The sequence below is a fragment of the Streptomyces sp. NPDC048751 genome, assembly GCF_043198595.1.
GTDB lineage: Bacteria > Actinomycetota > Actinomycetes > Streptomycetales > Streptomycetaceae > Streptomyces.
Genome location: NZ_JBICUX010000004.1, coordinates 77,844 through 100,539 on the forward strand (window position 1 = coordinate 77,844; position 22,696 = coordinate 100,539).

At 69.6% G+C, this 22,696-nt stretch carries 20 protein-coding genes; 3 read left to right on the top strand and 17 right to left on the bottom strand.

Translation table 11 applies throughout. The annotated features are described in order from the left end of the window. Positions 1-139 precede the first annotated feature (139 nt). The gene (purU, locus tag ACGFNV_RS15335) at positions 140-1,012 is read left to right on the top strand and encodes a formyltetrahydrofolate deformylase (protein WP_393622653.1); all 873 of its coding nucleotides are present in this window, start codon (positions 140-142) and stop codon (positions 1,010-1,012) included. A 233-nt stretch (positions 1,013-1,245) separates the two neighbouring features. On the opposite strand, the gene ACGFNV_RS15340 is transcribed toward purU, so the two are convergent. From ACGFNV_RS15340 to betA, 7 genes are all read right to left on the bottom strand, one after another. Further along, positions 1,246-2,106, bottom strand: coding sequence for a bifunctional methylenetetrahydrofolate dehydrogenase/methenyltetrahydrofolate cyclohydrolase (locus tag ACGFNV_RS15340; RefSeq protein WP_393622655.1), 861 nt, complete (start codon positions 2,104-2,106; stop codon positions 1,246-1,248). 22 nt (positions 2,107-2,128) lie between these two features. Beyond that, a complete protein-coding gene (locus ACGFNV_RS15345; RefSeq protein ID WP_393622657.1) occupies positions 2,129-4,567 on the bottom strand; it encodes an FAD-dependent oxidoreductase in 2,439 nt (812 codons plus the stop codon). Positions 4,568-4,792: 225 nt separating this feature from the next. Further along, positions 4,793-5,755, bottom strand: a complete 963-nt coding sequence (locus ACGFNV_RS15350) for an ABC transporter substrate-binding protein (RefSeq protein ID WP_393622659.1) — start codon at positions 5,753-5,755, stop codon at positions 4,793-4,795. Between the two features lie 13 nt (positions 5,756-5,768). Further along, the gene (locus tag ACGFNV_RS15355; RefSeq protein WP_393622660.1) at positions 5,769-7,769 is read right to left on the bottom strand and encodes an ABC transporter permease; all 2,001 of its coding nucleotides are present in this window, start codon (positions 7,767-7,769) and stop codon (positions 5,769-5,771) included. Beyond that, on the bottom strand, positions 7,769-8,857 hold the full coding sequence (locus tag ACGFNV_RS15360; protein WP_393622662.1) for a glycine betaine/L-proline ABC transporter ATP-binding protein: 1,089 nt from the start codon (positions 8,855-8,857) through the stop codon (positions 7,769-7,771). Before ACGFNV_RS15360 ends, ACGFNV_RS15355 begins: the two co-directional genes overlap by 1 nt. Positions 8,858-8,876: 19 nt before the next feature. Next, complete coding sequence (locus ACGFNV_RS15365) at positions 8,877-10,346, bottom strand: aldehyde dehydrogenase family protein (RefSeq protein WP_393622663.1); 1,470 nt, start codon at positions 10,344-10,346, stop codon at positions 8,877-8,879. 244 nt (positions 10,347-10,590) lie between these two features. Next, a complete protein-coding gene (betA, locus tag ACGFNV_RS15370) occupies positions 10,591-12,258 on the bottom strand; it encodes a choline dehydrogenase (RefSeq protein WP_393622665.1) in 1,668 nt (555 codons plus the stop codon). Positions 12,259-12,414: 156 nt separating this feature from the next. Here betA and ACGFNV_RS15375 point away from each other — a divergent pair, with 156 nt between their 5' ends. Continuing rightward, on the top strand, positions 12,415-13,212 hold the full coding sequence (locus ACGFNV_RS15375) for an IclR family transcriptional regulator (RefSeq protein WP_393622667.1): 798 nt from the start codon (positions 12,415-12,417) through the stop codon (positions 13,210-13,212). On the opposite strand, the gene ACGFNV_RS15380 is transcribed toward ACGFNV_RS15375, so the two are convergent. From ACGFNV_RS15380 to ACGFNV_RS15400, 5 genes are all read right to left on the bottom strand, one after another. Next, entirely contained in the window at positions 13,200-14,327 is a 1,128-nt protein-coding gene (locus tag ACGFNV_RS15380) for an aromatic ring-hydroxylating dioxygenase subunit alpha (RefSeq protein ID WP_393622669.1), read from the bottom strand. The two genes, ACGFNV_RS15375 and ACGFNV_RS15380, sit on opposite strands and share 13 nt — an antisense overlap. 68 nt (positions 14,328-14,395) lie before the next feature. Then, complete coding sequence (locus ACGFNV_RS15385; protein WP_393622671.1) at positions 14,396-15,562, bottom strand: NAD(P)/FAD-dependent oxidoreductase; 1,167 nt, start codon at positions 15,560-15,562, stop codon at positions 14,396-14,398. Next, on the bottom strand, positions 15,559-15,921 hold the full coding sequence (locus ACGFNV_RS15390; RefSeq protein ID WP_133931100.1) for a bifunctional 3-phenylpropionate/cinnamic acid dioxygenase ferredoxin subunit: 363 nt from the start codon (positions 15,919-15,921) through the stop codon (positions 15,559-15,561). The genes ACGFNV_RS15385 and ACGFNV_RS15390 overlap by 4 nt, the downstream gene beginning before the upstream one ends. Positions 15,922-16,096: 175 nt before the next feature. Continuing rightward, positions 16,097-17,182 carry an S-(hydroxymethyl)mycothiol dehydrogenase gene (locus ACGFNV_RS15395; protein WP_393622673.1) on the bottom strand — a complete coding sequence of 362 codons (1,086 nt, stop codon included), beginning with the start codon at positions 17,180-17,182 and terminating at the stop codon, positions 16,097-16,099. A gap of 189 nt (positions 17,183-17,371) precedes the next feature. Next, entirely contained in the window at positions 17,372-17,665 is a 294-nt protein-coding gene (locus ACGFNV_RS15400; RefSeq protein ID WP_393622675.1) for a hypothetical protein, read from the bottom strand. 76 nt (positions 17,666-17,741) lie between these two features. On the opposite strand from ACGFNV_RS15400, the gene ACGFNV_RS15405 reads away from it, so the two are divergent. After that, a complete protein-coding gene (locus ACGFNV_RS15405) occupies positions 17,742-18,110 on the top strand; it encodes a bleomycin resistance protein (protein WP_393622677.1) in 369 nt (122 codons plus the stop codon). 8 nt (positions 18,111-18,118) lie between these two features. Here ACGFNV_RS15405 and ACGFNV_RS15410 read toward each other — a convergent pair whose 3' ends face one another. The 5 genes from ACGFNV_RS15410 to pstA all read right to left on the bottom strand — a co-directional run bounded on the left by ACGFNV_RS15410 (position 18,119) and on the right by pstA (position 22,696). Beyond that, positions 18,119-19,285, bottom strand: a complete 1,167-nt coding sequence (locus tag ACGFNV_RS15410) for an NAD(P)/FAD-dependent oxidoreductase (RefSeq protein WP_393622679.1) — start codon at positions 19,283-19,285, stop codon at positions 18,119-18,121. A 34-nt stretch (positions 19,286-19,319) separates the two neighbouring features. Then, a complete protein-coding gene (locus ACGFNV_RS15415; protein WP_393622681.1) occupies positions 19,320-20,033 on the bottom strand; it encodes a GntR family transcriptional regulator in 714 nt (237 codons plus the stop codon). Between the two features lie 58 nt (positions 20,034-20,091). Then, complete coding sequence (locus tag ACGFNV_RS15420) at positions 20,092-20,871, bottom strand: phosphate ABC transporter ATP-binding protein (protein WP_393623313.1); 780 nt, start codon at positions 20,869-20,871, stop codon at positions 20,092-20,094. A gap of 76 nt (positions 20,872-20,947) precedes the next feature. Continuing rightward, on the bottom strand, positions 20,948-21,382 hold the full coding sequence (locus tag ACGFNV_RS15425) for a hypothetical protein (protein WP_393622683.1): 435 nt from the start codon (positions 21,380-21,382) through the stop codon (positions 20,948-20,950). A gap of 81 nt (positions 21,383-21,463) precedes the next feature. Next, positions 21,464-22,696: a phosphate ABC transporter permease PstA gene (gene pstA / locus ACGFNV_RS15430; RefSeq protein ID WP_393622685.1), complete on the bottom strand. Its 1,233-nt coding sequence runs from the start codon at positions 22,694-22,696 to the stop codon at positions 21,464-21,466.

Genomic DNA, 22,696 nt, shown 5'->3' on the forward strand with positions numbered 1-22,696 from the left:
ACACACAGTGCAGCCCGCCCGAACCACTGTCAAGGGGTCGGCCAGGTCGCCCCGGACCCTTGACCGCGGGCCGCGACAACCGGGACGATGTTGCGTATCAGTCCCACTGTTGCGTAATGCGCACCCCCAGGAGGACTCAGTGTCCCTTCGACCGCACCCCGACCGCGAGTTCGTCCTCACCCTCTCGTGCCCCGACCGCTCCGGCCTCGTCCACGCCGTCACCGGCTTCCTGGTGCGGAACTCCGGGAACATCCAGGAGAGCCATCAGTTCGACGACCGGCTCCAGGACCGCTTCTTCATGCGGGTGCACTTCGACGTGTCGGACCCCAGCACCTCGCTGGAGGACCTGCGTTCCGGCTTCGGCCCGGTGGCGGAGGCGTACCGGATCTCCTGGCAGCTGCACGACGCGTCGACTCCGACCCGCACGCTGATCATGGTGTCGAAATTCGGTCACTGCCTGAACGACCTGCTCTTCCGCCGGAGCACCGGCGCGCTGAACATCGAGGTGCCGGCGATCGTCTCCAACCACCGGGACTTCGAACCGCTCGCCGAGAGCTACGGGATCCCGTTCCACCACATCCCCGTGACCCGGGAGACGAAGGCCGACGCGGAGGCGCGGCTGCTGAAGCTCGTCGACGAGCTCGACATCGACCTCGTGGTGCTCGCCCGCTACATGCAGATCCTGTCGAACGACCTGTGCAAGCAACTCGAAGGCCGGGCGATCAACATCCACCACTCGTTCCTGCCGAGCTTCAAGGGCGCACGGCCGTACGTCCAGGCGCACGAGCGCGGCGTCAAACTCGTCGGAGCCACGGCCCACTACGTCACCCCGGACCTCGACGAGGGCCCCATCATCGAGCAGGACGTCATCCGCGTGAACCACTCACAGAGCCCCGACAGTCTGGTCACCCTGGGGCGCGACGTCGAGGCGCAGGTCCTGGCCCGGGCCGTGGAATGGCACAGCCAGAGCCGGGTCATGATCAACGGCAATCGCACGGTCGTCTTCCGCTGACCGGTGTCGGCCTGTTCTCAGGTGCACCTGCGACGCCGCGGATCCGGCTCTCCAGGTCCTGCCGACCGCCCGGCGGCGTCCCGGGGTCGCGGGGTCCCTCTGGGCCGTAGCGCACACCGCGCCGGCCGGGGTCCCCCGGCCTACTTGTTGGGCGCGGCCGAGTGCCGCGCCCCCTCACGGCGCTGGGCGAGAAGTTCTCGTGCGCCTGCTGCACCCGGGCGTGTTCAGCGCGTTCATACGGCGTGCGCATTCCTCTCCGCGGCCTCGACGACGTTGGCGAGCAGCATGGCCCGGGTCATGGGGCCCACGCCCCCGGGCATCGGTGCGAGCCGGCCGGCGACCGTGGCGGCCTCCGGGTGGACGTCGCCCACCAGTCCCTGGCCGGTGCGGGTGATGCCGACGTCCAGGACGGTCGCGCCGGGGCGCAGCAGGTCCTTGGTGATGAGGCCGGGTGAGCCGGCCGCCGCGACGACGATGTCCGCCTCGCGTACGTGCCAGGCCAGCCCCCGGGTGCCGGTGTGGCACAGGGTCACGGTGGCGTTCTCGGACCTGCGGGTGAGCAGCAGTGCGAGGGGCCGTCCGACCGTGATACCCCGTCCGATCACGCACACCCGTGCTCCGTCGAGCGGCACGTCGTGACGGCGGAGCAGTTCGACGATGCCGCGGGGGGTGCAGGGCAGCGGTGCCTCGACGCCGAGGACGAGCCGCCCGAGGCTGACGGGGTGGAGACCGTCGGCGTCCTTGGCCGGGTCCATGCGTTCCAGCACCGCGCCCGCGTCCAGGTGGCGCGGGAGCGGGAGTTGGACGATGTATCCGGTGCAGGCCGGGTCGGCGTCGAGCTCGTCGATGACGTCCTCGACCTGCTGCTGGGTGGCGTCGGCGGGCAGCTCCCGGCGCAGGGAGGCGATGCCCACCTGCGCGCAGTCACGGTGCTTTCCCGCGACATAGGCGCGGCTGCCCGGGTCGTCGCCGACCAGGACGGTGCCGAGTCCAGGCGGGCGGGCGCCGGTCGAGGTCAACTTGGCCACCCGCTCGGCGAGTTCGCGGCGGATCTCGGCGGCGGTCGCCTTGCCGTCGAGCAGTTGCGCGGTCACCGGCGGTGTTCCTTCCCCACGGTCAGCCCCGGAGGCGGGACATGCTCGGGTCGAACAGAGGCTCCTCGGCGACGACGGCCTCGACGCGCTGGTCGAAGTAACCGATGTGCACAGCACGGCCGGGAGTGGCGAGCTCGGCCGGGAGCCACGCGTAGGCGATGCCCTTGCCGATCGTGTGGCCGAAGGCGGCGCTGGTGACGTAGCCGACGGGGCGGTCGCCGTCGTACACCGGCTCCTTGCCCATGACGACCGCCTGCGGGTCGTCGATGGTGAGGCAGGTCAACTTCCGCCGTACGTCCGCCTTGCGGCGCTCCAGCGCGGCCTTGCCGATGAAGTCTTCCTTGTCGGCCTTGACGGCGAAGCCGACCCCGGCCTCGTAGGGGTCGTGTTCATAGGTCATGTCGGTGCCGAAGGAGCGGTAGCCCTTCTCCAGGCGCAGGCTGTTGAAGGCGCCCCGCCCGGCGACGATGCCACCGAGGGGCTCGGCCGCGCGCCACAGGGTGTCCCAGAGCTTCTGGCCCTGGTCGGCGGTGGTGTAGAGCTCCCAGCCGAGCTCGCCGACGTAGGACAGCCGCATGGCGGTGACGGGCACCGTGCCGATGTAGGCGCGCTGGGCGCGGAAGTACTTCAGGCCGCTCGTCGAGAAGTCCGCGTCGGTGAGGGGCTGCAGGACGTCGCGGGCGAGCGGTCCCCACAGGCCGATGCAGCAGGTGCCGGGGGTGATGTCGCGTACCTGGACCGTGCCGTCGGCGGGGAGGTGGCGGGTGAACCAGTCGAGGTCGAGGTTGCCGTTGGCGCCGACCTGGAACCGGTCGCGGGCCAGGCGGGCAACGGTGATGTCGCTGCGGATGCCGCCGTCGTGGTCCAGGAGCAGGGTGTAGGTCACCGACCCGACCGACTTGTCGATCCTGCCGGTGCACAGCCGCTCCAGGAAGGCGGCGGCACCGCGCCCGGTGACCTCCAGGCGCTTGAGGGCCGTCATGTCGTACAGCGCGACGGTCTCCCGGGTGGCCTGCGCCTCGGCGCCGACGATGGGCGACCAGTACCGCGCGGCCCAGTCGTTGGGCGTGGGGATGCCGCGGCCTTCGACCAGGCCCGCGTTGGCCTCGTACCACTGGGGGCGCTCCCAGCCGTTCGCCTCCAGGAAGAAGGCGCCCAGTTCCTGCTGGCGGGCGTGGAACGGGCTCGTGCGGATCGGGCGCGGGTCCCCCGACGGCTGGAGCGGGTGCAGGATGTCGTAGACCTCGACGAAGTTCTGGCAGTCGCGGGCCAGCACGTACTCCGGGGAGAGCTGGTGCGGTTCGAAGCGGTTGACGTCGCACTCGTGCAGGTCGAAGGAGGAGCAGTGGCCGTCGACCAGCCACTCGGCCACGGCCCGGCCCACGCCCGCGGAGTGGGTGACCCAGACGGCCTCGGCGACCCAGAAGCCCTTGACGTCCGGGGATTCGCCGAGGAGGGGCAGGCCGTCGGTGGTGAAGGAGAACAGGCCGTTGATGCCCTCCTCGACCTTGGCGTCCTTGGTCGCCGGGAGCAGTGACTGGGTCTCGGTCCACGCGTCGGCGAAGTCGTCCTCGGTGAACTTCAGGACCGACGGCATCGCGTCGGCCTCGTCCACGGAGAGGATGTCGTCGGCGGAGATCGGCATCGGCCGGTGGCCGTAGTAGCCGATGCCCAGGCCGTCGTAGCGGTCGCGGTAGTAGAGGTCGGCGTCCTGGTGGCGCAGGATCGGGCGCACCGCCTCCCGCGTCTGGCCCGCGAGGGCCGGCACCGGTCCGGTCCAGGCCAGTTGGTGGGCGAGCGGGGTGAGCGGGAGGTTCATGCCGACCATGCGGGCGATCCTCGGGCCCCAGATGCCGGCGCAGCACACGACGATGTCGGCGGGGATCTCGCCCTGGTCGGTGAGGACGCCGGTCACCTCGCCCTCGGTCTGCTGGACGTCGAGGACCTCGTGGCGGGCCAGGAAGCGCACACCGCGTTCGGTGGCCCGGCGGATCTGCGCCTCGACGGCGAGAACTGCCTTGGCGATGCCGTCGGTAGGGACCAGGAGGCCGCCGAGGACCCTGTCCGGGTTGACGAGCGGGTGCTGTTCGACGCACTCCTCGGGGCTCAGCAGCCGGCTCTCGATGCCCCAGGAGGTGAGCCAGCCCTGGCGGCGGTGGAGCTCCGCGACGCGCTCCGGGGTGGTCGCCACCTCCAGGCCGCCGACCTGGAGGAAGCAGGGCTGCCCGTCGACGTCGAGGGAGCAGAACTTCTCGACGGTGTAGCGGGCCAGCTCGGTCATGGTCTTGGACGAGTTGGTCTGGAACACCAGGCCCGGCGCGTGCGACGACGATCCCCCGGTCGCGGGGAGCGGGCCCTGGTCGACCACGGTCACTTGGGTCCAGCCTCGCGCGGAGATCTCGTCGGCGAGCGCTGCCCCCACGACGCCCGCTCCGATGATGACCACCCGGGGTCCCGCCATCGCCGTACCTCCGACTTGGAAAGCGTTCCAGTTGCTGTCTACGCAACATGGTTCAGGTTGCGCAACTCAATGTGCCCGTCGTGGAGATGGGTGTCAAGGGGTCCGTGACGCCGGAAAAGCAGCCCGGAACACCACCGCGGAACGGCCCCGGACGCGCCGGGGCCCGGCAGGCTGACGACGCAGCCTGCCGGGCCCTCCGGCGGGTTTCCGGGGCGCTCGCGCGCCCTACTTGATCCAGGCGTCGACCTTGTCGCGGTTGGCCTCGACCCACTTCTTCGCCGCCGCGTCCGGCGTCATCTTGTCCACCGCGATGTACTTGGCCACGGTGTTCTGGTCGTCGTTCGTCCAGTTGAACTTCTTCACCAGGTCGTAGGCGGGACTGCCCGACTTGGCGAACTTCGCGCTGACGATCTTGTTGAGGTCGTAGACGGGATAGTCGCAGGCGACCTTCTCCTCGTCGGCGTCACAGCCCGTCTTGTAGGCGGGCAGGTCGACCTTGACCAGCGGCACCTCCGACAGGAACCACTGCGGCTCGTAGAAGTAGCCGATCACCCATTCCTTGTTCTTCTCGGCGTTGCGGTACGCCTGGATGAGCGCGGTCTCGCTGCCCGCGTACACCACCTTGAAGTCCAGCTTCAGGTTCTTCACCAGCGCCTCGTCGTTGGTGACGTACGACGGGTCGCCATCGAGGAGCTGGCCCTTGCCGCCCGACTCCGAGGTCTTGAACTTCGAGGCGTACTTGTTGAGGTTCTTCCAGTCGGTGATGTCGGGGTGGGCCTTCGCCAGCCACGGCGGCACGAACCAGCCGATGATGCCCTTGTTGCCGGTCGGTCCGGCGTCGACGGCCGTCTTCTGCCCGGTGATGTACTTCTTCTTCAGGTCCTCGTGCCCCCAGTTCTCCAGGACGGCGTCGACCTCGCCCGTCCCGAAGCCCTGCCAGGCGATCTCCTCCTTCAGGTCCTTCTTGGTGACCTTGCAGTGGAGGTCGTGCTCGGCGACGTACGCGACGACCGCCGCGTCCGCCTCGTAACCCACCCACGGGTTGACCGCGAGGTTGAAGGTGCCGCACTTGTCCGAGCTGCCCGAGCCCCCGGCACTGTCGGCACCGACCTTCGCGCCGCCGCAGGCCGTGAGGGTGAGGCCGAGGACGGCCAGGCCGGCCGCGCCGGCTCGCCAGTGTCTTGCCATGGTGTCGTGCTCCTTATGCTCTGGTGCGGCGAGCCGCTGCCTGGGTGATCCGGTCGAACATGACTCCGAGCAGGACGATGGCGAGACCCGCCGCCAACCCCTTGCCGTACAGCTGTCCCTGGGAGAAGCCGGCCACGACGTCGTAGCCGAGGGCGCCCGCTCCCACCAGGCCGCCCACCACGACCATCGACAGCACGTAGATCAGGCCCTGGTTGGTCGCGAGGGTCAGGGCACCGCGGGACATCGGCAGTTGCACCTTGGTGATGATCTGCCAGGTGTTGCAGCCGGATGCGGTCGCCGCCTCCACGGTGGTCTCGGGCACCGCCCGTACTCCATCGGCGATGATCTTGATGGCGACCGGTGCCGCGTAGACGACGGCGGCGACGATGGCCGTGAACCGTGTCGCGCCGAACAGCGCGAGGAACGGCACGAGATAGACGAAGGGCGGCATGACCTGTGCCGCGTCCAGCGAGGGCCGGATCAGCCGGTCCACGAGCGGGCTGCGTCCCATCCACACCCCGACGACGACGCCGAGCAGCATCACCAGCACCGTCGCGACGGCGGTCGACGCCAGCGTCGTCATGCCGTCCGACCACACGCCCGTGCCGACCAGCAGTCCCACGCACACCGCGGTGGTGACCCCGGCGCGCCGGCCGCCGAGCACCGCGCCGACTCCGACCAGGGCGGCGCCGACGAGCCACCACGGGGAGTCGGTCAGCAGGGTCTGGAACGGATTGAGCAGGCCGTTGGTGAGGGCGTCGCGGAAGCCGTTGGTCAGGCCCGACAGGTTGTCCTGGGCCCAGGTGGTCACGTCGTCCGCCGCCTTGGCGATGGTGCTTCCCGTACTGCCCTCGCCGGGGAACTCGGCCGCCCACACATACGTGTGCGACAGATACACCAGCACCGCCGCCGCCGCACCTCCGCCCGCCAGCAGGTGCGGCCGCCACTTGAGGAAGGGGTTTCCCGAACGCCGGGCCGCCTCCGCCCGTCCGCTCGCCGCGGTGGTGACCCGGTCGAGGACGATGGCCATGACGACGATGGCCAGACCGGCGTTGAACGCCGTGCCGACGTCCAGCGACTGCAGGGCCTGGACGACGGTCTTCCCGAGGCCGGGCGCGTCGATCAGGGCCGCGATGGTCACCATGGCCAGGGCGGCCATGATGGTCTGGTTGACGCCCATCACCACGGTCCGCCGCGACATCGGCAGCAGGACCTTCAGCAGGCTCTGCCATCGCGTCGCGCCCATCGAGTCGGCCGCCTCGACGGTGGTCTGCGGCACGGACCGGATGGCGTGCGCGGTGATACGGATCGCCGGCGGTGCCGCGTAGATCAGTGTGGCGATCGTGGCGGAGGCGGGGCCGATGAGGAAGAACAGGGTCAGCGGCGCGAGGTAGACGAAGGTCGGCATCGTCTGCATGAAGTCCAGGAAGGGCGTCACGATCCGGTTGACCCGGTGCGACAGCCCCGCCCACACACCCAGGGGGATCGCGAACAGCAGCGCCACGAGGACCGCGGAGAGGGTCAGCGCCAGCGTGTCCATGCTCTCCTGCCACAGGCCCTGGAGCCCCAGGAAGGTGAAGCCGGCCACGGCCAGGAGCGCGACCCGCCAGTTGGCCACCGCCCAGGAGACGTACCCCGTCAGGCCGACGACGCCGAGCCAGCCGATCTGCGGTACCGGCCGGTCGGCGGACGGCTGGGAGATCAGCTCCTGGACGAAGGTCACCAAGGTGTCGATGACCAGGCGGATCTCGTTGAAGAAGTAGAGGAAGAGCGGGTTGGAGTTGCGGTCCGCGCCGATCGCGTCGTTGACGTCGTTGAACCAGCGGTGCAGATCGGTGAGGTCGGCCGCGGCCAGCGACAGGGTCTGCTTTCCACGCAGCACGGCGAAGAGCAGCAGCCAGACGGCCAGGATCGCGGCCACCACCATGGACCTGCTGACCCTGCGCACACCCTTGACAGGAGGGGGCGCCTGCGGAGCCGCTGTTTTCGTGGGCTTTTCCACGGCGACCGTCATCACATGTCGCCTTCCTGTCCGGCGACCACCGCGAGGATCTCCTCGTCACCGACGATGCCGAGCAGCTTGCCGTCCTCGACGACCTTGACCGGCTTCTCCGCCGCGAGCACCGCCCGCGTGGCCTCCCGCACCACGACGTCCGGACCCAGCTCGGGCCCGTCCAGCGGGTCGTCGGGCTCGGCCGGACGCATGATCCACCGCAGGGTCAGGACGTCGCCGCGCGGCACGTCCTTGACGAAGTCGCGTACGTAGTCGTCGGCGGGCGCGCCGACCAGTTCGTCACCGGTGCCGCACTGGACCGTCTTTCCGTCGCGCATGATGAGGATGCGGTCGCCCAGCTTCAGCGCTTCCGAGAGGTCGTGGGTGATGAACACCATCGTCTTGCCGACCTCGTGGTGCAGCCGGATGACCTCGTTCTGCATGTCCCGGCGGATCAGCGGGTCGAGCGCGGAGAACGGCTCGTCGAAGAGGAGTACGTCCGGATCGCCGGCCAGCGCCCGGGCGAGACCGACGCGCTGCTGCATACCGCCGGAGAGCTGGTCGGGGTAGGAGTTCTCGTACCCGGCGAGGCCGACGAGTTCGACGACCTCCAGCGCCCGCCGGGTGCGCTCGGCCCTGCCCATCCCGCGGATCTCCAGCCCGAACGCCACGTTGTCGACGACGCGGCGATGGGGCAGCAGCCCGAAGTGCTGGAAGACCATGGAGAACTTGCTGCGCCGCAATTCGCGCAGCCGCTTGTCGTCGGCGTCCCGGATGTCCTCGCCCTCGAAGACGATCTCACCGGTGGTGGGTTCGATCAGCCGGGTCAGACATCGTACGAGGGTGGACTTGCCGGAGCCGGACAGTCCCATGACGACGAACACCTCCCCGGGCGCGACCTCGAAGTTCACGTCCCGCACGGCGGCGGTGCATCCGGTGCGGTCCATGAGTTCGCGGCGGGTGAGCCCGCACAGTTCCGGGGAGTCCGGCACCTGGTCCGCCTTCGGCCCGAACACCTTCCACAGCTTGCGCACGGAGATGACCGGTGTGGGAGCCGCGTCCTCGGGGGTGCCGCGTCGTCGCGGCGCCTCGGTCTGTGTTGGGGTCATGATCGCCCTCTTTCGGCGTTCAGCCGCGGAACCAGTGCTGCGGCCGGGGTCGGATGTTCTGCCAGATGTGCTTGGGCTCCCGGTACTCGTCCAGGCCGGTCGGTCCCAGTTCCCGGCCCACGCCGGAACGCCCGAAGCCACCCCATTCCGCCTGCGGCACATAGGGGTGGTAGTCGTTGATCCACACCGTGCCGTGACGCAGCCGCCGGGCGACCCGCTGGGCCTTCCCGGCGTCCTGCGTCCATACGGCGCCGGCGAGTCCGTACTCGGTGTCGTTGGCGATGCGTACCGCGTCGTCCTCGTCGGTGAAGCGCTCCACGGTGAGGACCGGGCCGAAGGACTCCTCGTGCACCACCCGCATGTCCTGGCGGCACTCGTCGAGCACGGTGGGCGGGTAGTAGTGGCCGTTCGCCAGGGCCGGGTCGTCGGGGCGTTCGCCCCCGCAGCGCAGCACGGCGCCTTCGGCGAGGCCGGCGGCGACATACGCCTCGACCTTCGCCAGGTGCTGCGCGGAGATCAGCGCGCCGGTCTCGGCGTCGGGATCGAAGGGGCCACCGAGGCGGATCTGCCGGGCCCGGCGGACCACCTCGTCGACGAAACGGTCGTGCAGCGCGTCCTCGACGATCAGCCGGGCGCCGGCCGAGCAGACCTGCCCGGAGTGCAGGAAGACGGCCGTGAGCGCGAAGTCCACGGCCGTCTCGAAGTCGGCGTCGGCGAAGACCACGTTGGGGTTCTTGCCGCCGAGTTCCAGCGCGACCTTCTTCACGGTCGCGGCGGCGGTGGCCATGATCCGCCGGCCCGTGTCCAGGCCACCGGTGAAGGAGACCATGTCGACCCGTGGGTCCTCGGAGAGCGGTGCGCCCACCTCGGGCCCGGCCCCCAGGACGAGGTTGGCGGCACCGGCCGGGAGCCCGGCCTCCTCCAGTGCCTTCATCAGCAGGATCGACGTGGAGGGAGTCAGCTCACTGGGCTTGAGGACGATCGTGTTGGCGGCGAGGAGGGCGGGCGCGACCTTCCAACTCGCCTGCAGGAGCGGGTAGTTCCAAGGGGTGATCAGCGCGCACACCCCGATCGGCTCGTACACGACACGGCTGACCGCGTCATCGCGGCCGGTGTCGATCACACGGCCGGCGTCGGTGCCGCCGAGCCCGCCGTAGTATCGGAAGCAGGAGACGACGTCGGCGATGTCGTACTCGCTCTCCACCAGCCGCTTGCCGGTGTCCAGCGATTCGGCGCGGGCGAATTCCTTGGCGTCGCGCTCGAGGATGTCGGCGGTGCGCAGCAGCAGCGCGCCGCGCTCGCGCTCCGGAGTGCGCGGCCAGGGCCCTTCGTCGAAGGCCCGACGGGCCGCGGCGACGGCCGCCTCCGCGTCGGGACGCGTCCCTTCGGAGACGGTCGCGGCGAGAGTGCCGTCAGCCGGACAACGGATGTCGCGGTGACCTCCGGCCACCGGGTCGCGCCACTCTCCGTCCACATACAGGTCTGCCACTGCGGGAGCCCTTCGAGCGAATTTCGTTGCGCATCGCGCACCGGATTGCTTGTGGTGGAACACTCTGGGCACTGCGGGAACGCACGTCAAGGGGTTGGGCGGTGACGGTTCAGCCAAGCGGACGGCAACGGGAGCGCCCTGTTACAGGCCCGACTCAGCCGGGTTTCCGATCGGACCGTGAACGGAGAAGTCCGTGTTACGGCGGCCGGTCGCGCAGCGCCCCGAGCCCTGCGGCGCGCAAGGTCTAGCCGGCCTGCTCGTGGGCGTCGCGGTGGCGGTAGTACGCGGCCTTCGACGGCGCCTGCGGTTCCTTGCCGAGGATGAGGTCCGCCGCCTTCTCCGCGATCATCATCACCGGCGCGTAGATGTTGCCGTTGGTGACGTAGGGCATCACCGACGCGTCGACGACCCGCAGGCCCTCCACGCCGTGCACCCGCATGCTGGTGGGGTCGACGACGGACATCTCGTCGGTGCCCATCTTGCAGGTGCACGAGGGGTGCAGGGCGGTCTCGCCGTCCTTGGCGACCCAGGCGAGGATCTCCTCGTCGGTCTCGACGGACGGTCCGGGCGAGATCTCCCCGCCGTTGTACGGGGCGAGGGCGGGCTGGTTGAGCAGCTTGCGGGCGACCCGGATCGCCTCGACCCACTCGCGGCGGTCCTGTTCGGTGGACAGGTAGTTGAAGCGCAGCGCCGGGTGCTCGGTCGGGTCCTTGCTCTTGATCTTCACCGAGCCGACGGCGTCGGAGTACATGGGACCGACGTGCACCTGGTACCCGTGTCCGCCGGCGGGCACGGAGCCGTCGTAGCGGACCGCGATGGGCAGGAAGTGGAACATCAGGTTGGGATAGTCGACGTCCTCGTTGCTGCGGGCGAAGCCGCCGGCCTCGAAGTGGTTGGTCGAGGCCGGACCCTTGCGGAAGAGCCACTGCAGGCCGATGAAGGGGGCACGCCACTTCGCCAGGTACGGCTGCACCGAGACGGGCTGCTTGCAGGCGTACTGGATGTACACCTCCAGGTGGTCCTGCAGGTTCTCGCCGACGCCCGGCAGGTCGTGGACGACGTCGATGCCGAGCGCGCCCAGTTCCTCCGCGTTGCCGACGCCGGAGAGCTGGAGCAGCTGCGGGGAGTTGATCGCGCCGCCGCAGAGGATGACCTCCTTGGCACGGACCCGCTGGGCCGCGCCGCGGCCGCGCCGGTACTCGACGCCGACGGCGCGCTTGCCCTCGAACAGGACGCGGGTGACGAGGGCGCGCGTCCTGACGGTGAGGTTGGGACGCCTTCGGGCGGGCTTGAGGTACGCCTTCGAGGCCGACAGGCGACGTCCGCGGTGGACGTTCCGGTCGAACGGGGCGAAACCTTCCTGCCGGTAACCGTTGACATCGCCGGTCGGGGCGTATCCCGCCTCCTCGGTGGCCTTGAGGAAGGCGCCGAAGAGCGGGTTGGTCGCCGGGCCGCGTTCGAGGACGAGAGGGCCGTCGTGGCCACGGAACTCGTCGTCCGGATCGGCCGCCAGACAGTTCTCCATCCGCCGGAAGTACGGCAGACAGTGCGCGTAGTCCCAGGTCTCCATACCGGGGTCGGCCGCCCAGCGCTCGTAGTCCATGGGGTTGCCGCGCTGGAAGATCATGCCGTTGATGCTGCTGGAACCGCCCAGCACCTTGCCGCGCGCGTGGTAGACCCGCCGGCCACCCATGTGGGGCTCGGGTTCGGACTCGTACTTCCAGTCGTAGAACCGGCTGCCGATCGGGTAGGTCAGCGCCGCGGGCATGTGGATGAAGACGTCCCAGGGATAGTCGGGTCTGCCGGCCTCCAGAACCAGCACCCGGTTGCCCGGATCCGCGGAGAGCCGGTTGGCCAGTGCACTGCCGGCCGATCCACCACCGACGATGACGAAGTCGTACTGGGGAGCCATGGTGCCTCGTCTCGCTCGCGCCGTAGATACGCGCGGCATGCTAGTACGGGTATCGCCATACGCACCAGGTTGCGAAGCACGCAACTTTCGGGGGGATTGCGTGAACCTGTGACACGCACCGCTGCCGTCGGTGATTACTGCCCGTATAGTTTCGCTGTGAGCAACTACAGTCCAGATAACGAAACGGCAGGCTCGACGGCGGGCGGGGTCCAGTCCGTCGACCGGGCCATCAGCGTGCTGGAGATCCTGGCCCAGCGCGGCGAGGCCGGCGTCAGCGAGGTGGCCGCCGAGATCGACGTTCACAAGTCCACCGCGTTCCGACTGCTGGGTGCCCTGGAGGCCCGCGGCCTGGTGGAACAGGCGGGCGAGCGCGGCAAGTACCGGCTCGGTTTCGGCATCGTACGCCTCGCCGGAGCGGTCACCGGGCGTATCGACATCACCCAGCAGAGCCGCCCGGTCTGTGAGCGCCTCGCCGAGGAGATCGGCGAGACCGTGAACCTCGCGGTCATGCAGGAGCACTACGCGATCAACCTCTACCAGGTCCGCGGCCCGGGTGCCGTCACCGCGCACAACTGGGTCGGCCAGCTGACCCCGCTGCACGCGACCTCCAGCGGCAAGATCCTGCTGGCCCACATGCCGGCCAAGGAGCGCGCCGCGCTGCTGTCCGAGGCGGGCCTGAAGAAGATGACCCCGCGCACCCTGACCGCGAAGACGAAGCTCGAGAAGAATCTCGTCGAGGCTCTCGAGCGCGGCTACTCCTGGACCCTGGAGGAGCTGGAGGTGGGCCTCCACGCGATGGCCGCACCGGTCCGCAACCGGGACGGAGAGGTCGTCGCGGCGATCAGCGCCTCCGGACCCGCGTACCGGTTCACCGAGGAGCGCATGCACGAACTGGCTCCCGTGCTGGTCAAGGGCGCCGACGAGATCAGCCATCGGATGGGCTACCTGGGCTGAGACCCCAGACGCTCCTGGACGAAGGCGTGGAACTCGCCGATGTGGTGCTCGCTGGGCACCAGGACGCCGCCCTTGGCGTACAGCCGTGAACTCATCGCCGGCTGACAGCGTTCGCACGCGTCGAAGTCCTGCCGGTTGACGCGATCGAAGAGCTCGACCGACCGGCTGACGTCCTTGCCGCTGTCGACGACGTGTTTGAGGTAGAGCCAGTCGCACTCGACGATCGTGCGGTCCACCGCGACCGGGTACATCCGGTGGAAGATCACATGGTCGGGTACGAGGTTGATGAACACCTGCGGCCGCACCGTGATCGCGTAGTAGCGGCGGTCCTGGTCGTCGGTGACCCCCGGGATGCGGTCGAGGCCATCGGAGCCGTCGACGGTGAAACCCTTGATGTCGGCACCGAACTCCGCGCCGTGCCCCACGTAGTACTGCGCCGCGTACCCGTCGGCGAACTCCGGGAGCACCTCCGTGAGTTCGGGGTGGATCGTCGCGCAGTGGTAGCACTCCATGAAGTTCTCGACGATGAGCTTCCAGTTCGCCTTGACGTCGTAGACGATCCGCCGGCCGACCTCGAGGTGGCCGATGTCGTAGTGCTCGATCGCCTCGGCGTCGCCGAGGCGCGCGACCACGTCCTGTACGACCTCGTCGAAGGGGGGCGGGTCTTCCGCGAGGCACACCCACACATAGCCGAGCCACTCATGGGTGGCCACGCCCGCCAAGCCGTACTCGGTGCGGCCGACGTCGGGCATCTTGGTGAGGTTGGGCGCGGCGACGAGTTTGCCCGTCAGGTCGTACGTCCAGGCATGGTAAGGGCATTGGAAGGCCCGCTTGACCTCGCCGGACTCCTCCGTGCAGAGCCTGGCGCCCCGATGCCGGCAGACGTTGAAGAAGGCGCGTACGGAGTGGTCCCGCGCCCGCGTGATCAGGATGCTCTCGCGTCCCACCTCGACGGTCCGGAAGGCGCCGGGCCCGGCCAGGTCGGAGGAGCGCACGGCGCAGAACCACATCGCTTCGAAGATGTGCTCCTGCTCCTGGGCGAAGATCCCCGGATCCGTGTACGAGGTGCCGGGGAGGGTGGCGATCAGGCTGTCGGGCAGGCCGGTCGAGGTCACAGTGCACTCCTCGGGGAACGTCGTGGATCGGTCATTCACGCGCCGGGACGAGCGACTCCGGACGTCGTTCAGCAGGACGGTGCGCTCGCCAACTGCTTGCGCCACCGCATGAACAGCCGTGGCTGGTTCATGCCCAGCACGGCGACGGGGTGATCGGCACGCCGGTAGACGGCCAGGACGTTGCGGCCGTCCGGTGCGCCTTCCTCGATCGTCACGCTGTCGGCGCCGGCCGCGTGACCGGCGAACTGGATCTTCACGCCGTACTGGTCCGACCAGAAGTACGGCGGCCGGGGCACACCCGGCTCGACCGCGCCGCCCGCCAGCAGTGCGGCGACGGCCGCGTCGGGGCGCTCTTTCGCGCCGGTCCAGTGCTCGACGCGACGATGGGCCCCCGCCCGGGGGTCGTACCAGGAGGCACAGTCACCGACCGCGACCACGGAGGCCAGGCTGGTGCGGCCGTCCGCACCGCAGGTGACGCCGTTGTCGAGCGCGACGCCGGATCCTTCCAGCCACTCGACGCAAGGACGCGCGCCGACTCCGACGACGACGATGTCGGCCGGGATGCTGCGGCCGTCCTCGAGCAGGACGGCGTCGACCCGGGTCTCGCCGCTCAGCCCCTTGACCCCCACACCGCACAGCAGCCGTACGCCGTGGTCCGCGTGGAGCGCGGAGACGACGGCGCCCATGGTCTCGCCGAGCGGTCCGGCCAGCGGCGTGGGCGCCACCTCGACGACCGTCACATCGAGTCCGAGAGCGTACGCCGTGGAAGCGACCTCGGCACCGATGAATCCGCCGCCGATCACGACGAGCCGTCCCCCCAGGGCCAGTTCGTCCCGCAGGGCACGGGCGTCGTCCAGCGTGCGCAGGGTGTGCACCCCGGCCAGACCGTCCGTGCCCGGCAGTCTCCGCGCGGCCGCGCCGGTCGCGATGACGATGCCGTCGGCCCGGACCTCCCGGCCGTCGGTGAGCCGCACGGCGCGGTGCGCGCGGTCGAGTCCGGCGGCGCGGGTGCCGAGCAGCCACTCCGCCCGCAGATCCTCGTCGTCGGACTCCAACGCGAGGTCGGCTTCATCGATGTCGCCGGCCAGGAACTCCTTGGACAGCGGCGGCCTGTCGTACGGGCGGTGCGGTTCGTCGCCGATGACGACCAACCGCCCGTCGTAGCCCTGTTTCCGCAACGAGCGCGCCGCCGACAGCCCGGCCAGCGAGGCACCCACCACGGCCACGGTTCTCACGCGGGGTCTCCGGCGAGGCGGGCCGTGATGCAGGGCGGCAGGTTGGGGGCCTCCGTGGACAGCTGGACGTAGATCATGCCGTCCTCGATGTGGACCTGGTGCGTACGGACGCCGCGCTTGGCCGGCGGAGCGTCCACGGCTCCGGTTCGGAGGTCGAACTTCGACGCGTGCAGCGGGCATTCCACCTCGCACCCCTCCAGCCAGCCGTCGGCGAGCGAGGCGTCCTGATGGGTGCAGGTGTCGTCGATGGCGAAGACCTCGCCGTCATCGGTGTGGAACACCGAGACCGGCGGATCGATGTCGAGCCGGTGAGCCTCGCCTCGGGGCAGATCCACGAGACGGCACGCGGGAATCATCATGACACCTCGGTGCGTATAGCGAAACGGATTGCGTTGAACGCAACGTCAGTTTGGGGGCGGCCGCGAAGCCTTGTCAAGGCGTTCACAGGACGGGCCGTCTCCCGTTCAGTGTCGCTCATTGCGCAACCGATTGCGGAATGGGCAACACTTGGGAGGGTGCGCGGTGCGCCGGGGATCACAGCACCACCACGGAGCGCAGCACCTCACCGCGGCGCATCTTCTCGAACGCCTCCTCCACGTCACCGAGACCGATGGTCTCGGAGACGAACGCGTCCAGGTCGAAACGCCCCGACAGATACAGGTCGATGAGCGCCGGGAAGTCACGCGAGGGCAGGCAGTCGCCGTACCAGCTGGACTTCAGCGAGCCACCACGCCCGAAGACGTCGAGCAACGGCAGCTCCACCTTCATCTCCGGGGTGGGCACGCCGACCAGGACGACCGTACCGGCCAGGTCGCGGGCGTAAAAGGCCTGCCGGTACGTCTCGGGGCGACCGACCGCCTCGACGACCACGTCGGCGCCGAAGCCCCCGGTCAGCTCGCGCACCTTCTCCACCACGTCGGCCTTCGTGCCGTCGACCGCGTGGGTGGCACCCATGCCCAGCGCCCGGTCCAGTTTGCGCTGGTCGACGTCGACGGCGATGACCTTGGTCGCGCCGGCGAGCCTCGCCCCGGCGACGGCGGCCATGCCGACCCCACCGCAGCCGATGACGGCGACGGAGTCCCCGCGGCCGACGGCGCCGGTGTTCACGGCGGCGCCGAATCCCGCCATGACACCGCATCCGAGCAGGCCGGCGGCGGCCGCCGGGGCCGCCGGGTCCACCTTGGTGCACTGCCCCGCGGCGACCAGCGTCTTCTCCGCGAAGGCACCGATACCGAGTGCGGGTGAGAGCGGAGTGCCGTCGAGCAGCGTCATCGGCTGGGTCGCGTTGTGCGTGGCGAAGCAGTACCACGGCTTGCCCTTGCTGCACGCCCGGCACTGGCCGCACACCGCTCGCCAGTTCAGGATGACGAAGTCGCCCGGCTCGACGCCGGTGACACCGTCTCCGACGGCCTCCACGCGGCCCGCCGCCTCGTGCCCCAGCAGGAAGGGGAAGTCGTCGTTGATCCCGCCCTCCCGATAGTGCAGATCGGTGTGGCAGACGCCGCACGCCTCGATCTTGACCAGCGCCTCACCGGGGCCGGGGTCGGGGACGACGATGGTTTCCAGGGAGACCGGGGCGCCCCTCTTCCGGGCGACGACAGCACGAACCTCATGAGCCATGAGCTACTCCTCGACGGGAACTCTCGGAAGGCGTGTTGCCTAATTCGATACACGCACCGTCATGCGCAACCGAGCATCGAGGAGGAAGGGCCGAGGGTCAAGGGGTCGGCTGCTCGAGGTGTTTTCCGGAAGGACACGACCGGGCCGGGGCGCCGATGGCGTGCGGCGTCAGCCAGGCGCCCGGGGCGATCAGTCCGTTTGGCCGGCGGGCTCGGCAACCTGGTCCGCGCCGGCCGCTTCGTCCTGGGCCATGGCAAGGAAGCGGCGGATCGCCTCGGCCGGCATGTCGAGCCCCTCGGACGCCGACAGCTCGTCGCCGAAGACCTGCACCGCCTCGGTCACGGCTATGGCCAGTTCGACTTCTGCCTTGCGAACCTTGGCCTCCGCCTTGTCCACGGTGTCGACCACCGCCAACTGGCGGCGCTGCTTCTCCTGAAGTCGCTGCTTACGGGAAAGGGTCTTGTCAGAGTTCCGCATGGTCATGATCAAGATCATAATCAGTCGCGCGGGTACGTCGTTCCACGGTGTACGGGGGTCACGTGCGTGCAAGACTGACTAGATGTCAGAAGTCGCGTTCGACAGGGTCGCGCCCGTAGTCCCCGTCCGGAACCTTGACGCTGCTCTGGAGCGATACCGTCGCCTGGGCTTCGCGGCGCATGCCTACGACGGTCCCGATCGCTATGGCTTCGTGGAGCGGGGCTCGGTCTCGGTCCACCTCAGTGAGTGGTCCGAGCACGATCCTCACCGCACCGGAGCCGTCATCTATCTCTATGTCAGTGACGCTGACGCCGTCTACGCCGAGTGGAGGGCTTCCGGCGTCGAGGGCCGTTTCGTCGAGCCGGCGGACACACCCTACGAGCTTCGCGAGTTCACGTACGTGGATGCCGACGGCACGGCTCACCGTGTGGGGTCGCCGCCGGCCACCTGACGGGTCGGCTACTGCTCCCCCAGCCCGGTGGCGTGTTGATCCACCTCGATGTCCGAGCGCCGAGCGCCGGTGAAGCGTGTGGGCCGGAAGGTGCGGAGAAGGCCTTGTTCCTGGTCGGTGGTGATCTCGGACGCGACCAGCCGCCCCAGAATCGGCGCCAGGGTGATCCCGCTGTGCGAGACGAGGCAGTAGACGCGGGACTGCGCGGAGGCATAGCCGGCGACGGTGTGGCCGTCTGCGGGCAGGGACCGGAAGCCGACGCGCAGGTCGATCCTCGGTGCCCGGCTCGGGTCGGTCAGCAGTGCGGAGAACCGCCGAGCGAGGGTGCCGGCCAGGTCCCCGTCCACGGACGGAGGGTCCGCCGGATCGACGTCACCGTTCAGGTCGAGAGCCTGAACGACGGCGTGCCCATCGGCCGTGGGGCGGAGGTTGAGGCCGGGACTGTGGATCACACAACGCAGGTCGAGTGCCGGGAACCTGGAGTAGCCGAGCAGACCGACGGTCTGCGCTCCGCGACCGACATCCGTCACCATGGGAATGTCGATCCCGGCCCGTGCGGCGAGCCGTTGGGTCCAGCGGCCTGCCGCCAGGACGACTCGATCGCCTGTGCAGACCCGGCCTCCGGCCAGGGTGACGGACACTCCGTCAGGCCTGTCGTCGATGGCCACGACCTCGCCGATCGCGAACCTGGCCCCGTGCTGCTCGGCATCCGCCAGCAAGGTGCCGACCAAGCGATCCGGCAGGACGTATCCCTCGCTGGGGAAGTACGCGAGGGACGTGATGGTCGCCGGGATGCGGACCTCGCCCGCGATGCGCGTTGCCTCGTCGGGCGTGACCCAGCGTGCGGGGTAGCCCAGGGACTGCAGTCGTGCCACGTTGTCGGCGAGCCGCTGCCTGCTTGCGGCGTCCGCCCACTGCAGCGCCCCGCTGGGGAAGTACGAGGGTGCGCCGGGCAGTTGCTCGGCCAGCCTGGCGTGCTCCTCCATCCCCGCGAGGTTCAGCCGGTGGTAGTCCGGGTCGAGCTTCCGGCTGGAGTTGGTCCAGGCGAAGGTCGTCGCGGTCGTACCGGTGCCGACGCCCCACTGGTCGAGCAGGAGAACGTCCTCCCCGGCGACGGCGAGGTGCCTCGCGACGCTCACGCCCAGCACACCGGCACCGATGACGATGATCTTCATCGTTCACTCACTCCTTCCGGCAGCGACTCGCTGCTCATGTGACGGGGACGGGCAACTCCAGGAAGAACTCGGCGGTTCCCGGCCGGACGAGCGTCGTGACCACCTCGACGGTGCTCCCGTCCTCCGTACGCAACTCCCGGCGCCTCATCAGCGCGGGTGTTCCGGTCTCGCTGTGCAGCAACGCGGCGTCGTGGGCGTCGAGGGTCACCGGGTCGAGGTAGAGCCGGATCGCGTCGATCGGTACTCCTCGGCGCTGGAGGTACGGGAGGGTGACGACGTCTTCGAGGTTCTCGTTCAACAGGTCGGGGGCCACCGCGAAGAGAACGACGTGCCGCTCGACCGACCGTGGCTCCTCGCGCACGTCGAGCTTGCGGCGGACCAGTTCCACCACGGCCGTGTCGGCGGAGGCGCCGGGGAGGGCCAGGATGGCGTCGGCGGCCCTGACGATCCGCGCGGACACGACTTCGTGTCTGCCCGGTACGCCCTTCGCGGCTACGGCGGGGGTGACGAAGTTGAGCAGATTGATCTGCCGCGTCACGTCCGCGACGAACGTCCCGTGACGCCGTCGGCGGATCGCCAACCCCGCCTCGGCCAGGTCGTTGAGGACGCGTTGGGCCGTGGCCCGGCTGACGCCGTGCTGGGTGGAGAGCTCCTTCTCGGTGGGCAGCCGCGCACCGGGAGGCAGGTCTCCGGCCCGGATCCTCGCTTCGATCTCTCGCCTGATCCGTACATAGAGGGGCGCGGACATGTATAGACCGTACATTCGCTCAATTGACCGGTCAATACTCGGGACAACGCACGGGCGCTTAACCGAAGCGGCCCTCCACGTAGTCGGCGGTGCGGGGGTCCGACGGTGTGGAGAACATCGCCGGGGTAGGGCCGTGTTCGACGATGCTGCCCGGGGTGTTCTGTTCGGCGAGGAAGAAGGCGCACTGGTCGGAGACGCGAGCGGCCTGCTGCATGTTGTGGGTGACGATCACGATGGTGACCTCGTGGGCCAGCTCACGGATGGTCTCCTCGATACGTCGGGTGGAGGTGGGGTCCAGGGCCGAGCACGGCTCGTCCATGAGGAGGACCTTGGGGCGCACTGCCAACGACCTCGCGATGCACAGGCGTTGCTGCTGACCGCCGGAGAGCGCGCCGCCGGGCTGGCGGAGGCGGTCCCGGACCTCCTTCCACAGGCCCGCCTTCGTCAGACACTCCTCCACCAGGTCGTCCTTGCCCGCACCGTTCACCCGCGTCCCGGTGAGCTTCAGGCCGGAGGTGACGTTGTCGTAGATCGACATCGCGGGGAACGGGTTCGGCTTCTGGAAGACCATGCCGACCTTGCGCCGGGCCTCGGTCAGCCGTTGTCCGGGGGCGTAGACGTCCTGGCCGTCGACCAGGACCTCACCGGCCAGAGAGGCGGAGGGAACGAGTTCGTGCATGCGGTTGAGGATGCGCAGGAACGTCGACTTGCCGCAGCCGGAGGGGCCGATGAGGGCCGTGACCAGGCCGGCCCGCATGGTCAGCGACACCCGGTCGAGGACCTTGTGGTCGCCGAACCAGGCCGAGATCCGGCGGGCGTCGAGCGTCGCCCCGGTCACGCCGGTCGCCCCCACCGGCGGGAGGGTCAGCGTGGTCTCGGTCTGGGTTGTCTGGTCGGTCACGGCGTGTCCTTCATCAGCGTCGGCAACGGGTGGTCAGAGGAGGTTGGGCAGGAGCAGCAGCATCTGGTCGGAGACCGCCAGGCCGAGCCTTGATGTTGATCCGCTCGACGTCCGCCCCGGGGATCCTGCGGACCTGGTTCAGGCCCGCCTGCACGAGGTTGATCGGCAGCGGCGAGTACCCGAGGCTGTCCACGCGCTGCTGGCCCTGGCAGAGGAAGTAGTACGCGAAGGCACTGAGCGTCTTGCCCTTCTGGGCGCCGTACTGCTTGACGTTGGCTCGCCACTGGTCGAGCGCGTTCTGGCTCCAGGTGGATCCCGCGCCCGAGATCGGTACGTACGTCGCCGCTTCGGCGGGCAGGGCACCGAACAGGAGGGCGGCCAGGAGGACGAGGGCGGTCACGGCTCTCGTACGGAGGCGTGCGGACGTGGCCGGAGGGGATCCGGGCATGACGAGGAACTCCAGGTCGGTCGATGAGGTGGCGAGTCGATGGGGTGGCGGATGTGGCCGCGGTCTGCGGAGGGGCTGGGGCTACTCGGGGGCCGGCCCCGACTCGGCGTGGAAGGGGGGCCGTGACCTGAGCGCTGCGCGCCCGCTCATGCGCTCGGCGTCGCGCCGTGAGGCCAGCACACGCCGGTGCCGCTGGTTGCGGGTCAGCTCGCCGGGGCCGCGCCCACCGATCACGCGGGCCAGCACGAACAGCAGCAGCACGAGCGCCATCAGCAGGGCGGCGGTACCGAATCCTCGCGCGATATAGGCGGGTTGGGGCGAACGCACCAGATCGAAGGTGGCCAGCGGCAGCGAGATCTGCGGACCGCTGAGCGGGTCGGCGTTCAGTCCCGCGTTGACCCCGGAGGTGAGCAGCACGGGCGAGGTCTCGCCGATACCGCGGGCGGTGCCCAGGATCACGGCCGTGGTCAGGCCGGAGCGCGCGGTGGGCAGCACCACCGTCCACACCGTGCGCAACCGGCTCGCGCCCAGGGCGTACGACGCCTCGCGCAGCGAGCCCGGCACCAGCCGGATCACCACGTCGGCGGCGCGGATGACGATGGGCAGCATCATCACGCCGAGCGCCAGCGCCGCGGCGAACCCGGACTTGTCGACGCCGAGGACGAGAATCACGGTGGCGTAGATGAACAGGCCGGCCACGATCGAGGGCAGTGCCGTCATCGCCTCGACGATGGTCCGTACGAAACGTGCGTAGCGGCCCGGCACCTCACTGAGGAACACCGCGCAGGCCAGCCCGAGCGGCACGGTGATCGCCAGTGAGATGGTGATCTGCTCCAGCGTGCCGACGATCGCGTGTGCCACGCCGCCCTCGCTGAGTGGCTGGAGCGGGCCGGTGCGGGACATGTCCTCGGTGAAGAAGTTGAGGTGCACCAGGGCGGACCGGCCGCGCCACAGGGTGTACGTCACCACCATGACGAGCGCGGCCAGCAGCAGGACGGCGAGGCTCTGCCACACGACCGCGGCGACCTTGTCCCGTACCGCCACACCGCCCTCGTCGAAGGAGACCAGTACGGCGTACAGCCCGAGGAAGAGCAGGTACGCGAGGACGACGAAGCCCAGAAGGGAGTCGAACGGGGCGATCCAGACGTACAGCAGCGCGGTGAACGACAGTGAGCCGATCGCCGCGCCCGCGAGGGCGAGCAGGTCCGAGGTGTGGACGGAGGAGGTGTTGCGGCGGACCTCGGGGATGTCGTCCCGGTCGGCGAACGTCGTCGTCGTTTCCTTCCGGCCCTCGCGGAGGAGGTCGGTGGTCAT

Bases quoted from the DNA above. Each gene is read 5' to 3' on its own strand.
- ACGFNV_RS15345 (WP_393622657.1), bottom strand. From the start codon at position 4,567: ATGGCGGGACCCCGGGTGGTCATCATCGGAGCGGGCGTCGTGGGGGCA.
- ACGFNV_RS15360 (WP_393622662.1), bottom strand. From the start codon at position 8,857: ATGACCCCAACACAGACCGAGGCGCCGCGACGACGCGGCACCCCCGAG.
- ACGFNV_RS15425 (WP_393622683.1), bottom strand. From the start codon at position 21,382: ATGCCCGGATCCCCTCCGGCCACGTCCGCACGCCTCCGTACGAGAGCC.
- ACGFNV_RS15400 (WP_393622675.1), bottom strand. From the start codon at position 17,665: ATGACCATGCGGAACTCTGACAAGACCCTTTCCCGTAAGCAGCGACTT.
- ACGFNV_RS15395 (WP_393622673.1), bottom strand. From the start codon at position 17,182: ATGGCTCATGAGGTTCGTGCTGTCGTCGCCCGGAAGAGGGGCGCCCCG.
- pstA (WP_393622685.1), bottom strand. From the start codon at position 22,696: ATGACCACCGACCTCCTCCGCGAGGGCCGGAAGGAAACGACGACGACG.
- ACGFNV_RS15355 (WP_393622660.1), bottom strand. From the start codon at position 7,769: ATGACGGTCGCCGTGGAAAAGCCCACGAAAACAGCGGCTCCGCAGGCG.
- ACGFNV_RS15390 (WP_133931100.1), bottom strand. From the start codon at position 15,921: ATGATGATTCCCGCGTGCCGTCTCGTGGATCTGCCCCGAGGCGAGGCT.
- ACGFNV_RS15410 (WP_393622679.1), bottom strand. From the start codon at position 19,285: ATGAAGATCATCGTCATCGGTGCCGGTGTGCTGGGCGTGAGCGTCGCG.
- ACGFNV_RS15415 (WP_393622681.1), bottom strand. From the start codon at position 20,033: ATGTCCGCGCCCCTCTATGTACGGATCAGGCGAGAGATCGAAGCGAGG.
- ACGFNV_RS15405 (WP_393622677.1), top strand. From the start codon at position 17,742: ATGTCAGAAGTCGCGTTCGACAGGGTCGCGCCCGTAGTCCCCGTCCGG.
- betA (WP_393622665.1), bottom strand. From the start codon at position 12,258: ATGGCTCCCCAGTACGACTTCGTCATCGTCGGTGGTGGATCGGCCGGC.
- ACGFNV_RS15350 (WP_393622659.1), bottom strand. From the start codon at position 5,755: ATGGCAAGACACTGGCGAGCCGGCGCGGCCGGCCTGGCCGTCCTCGGC.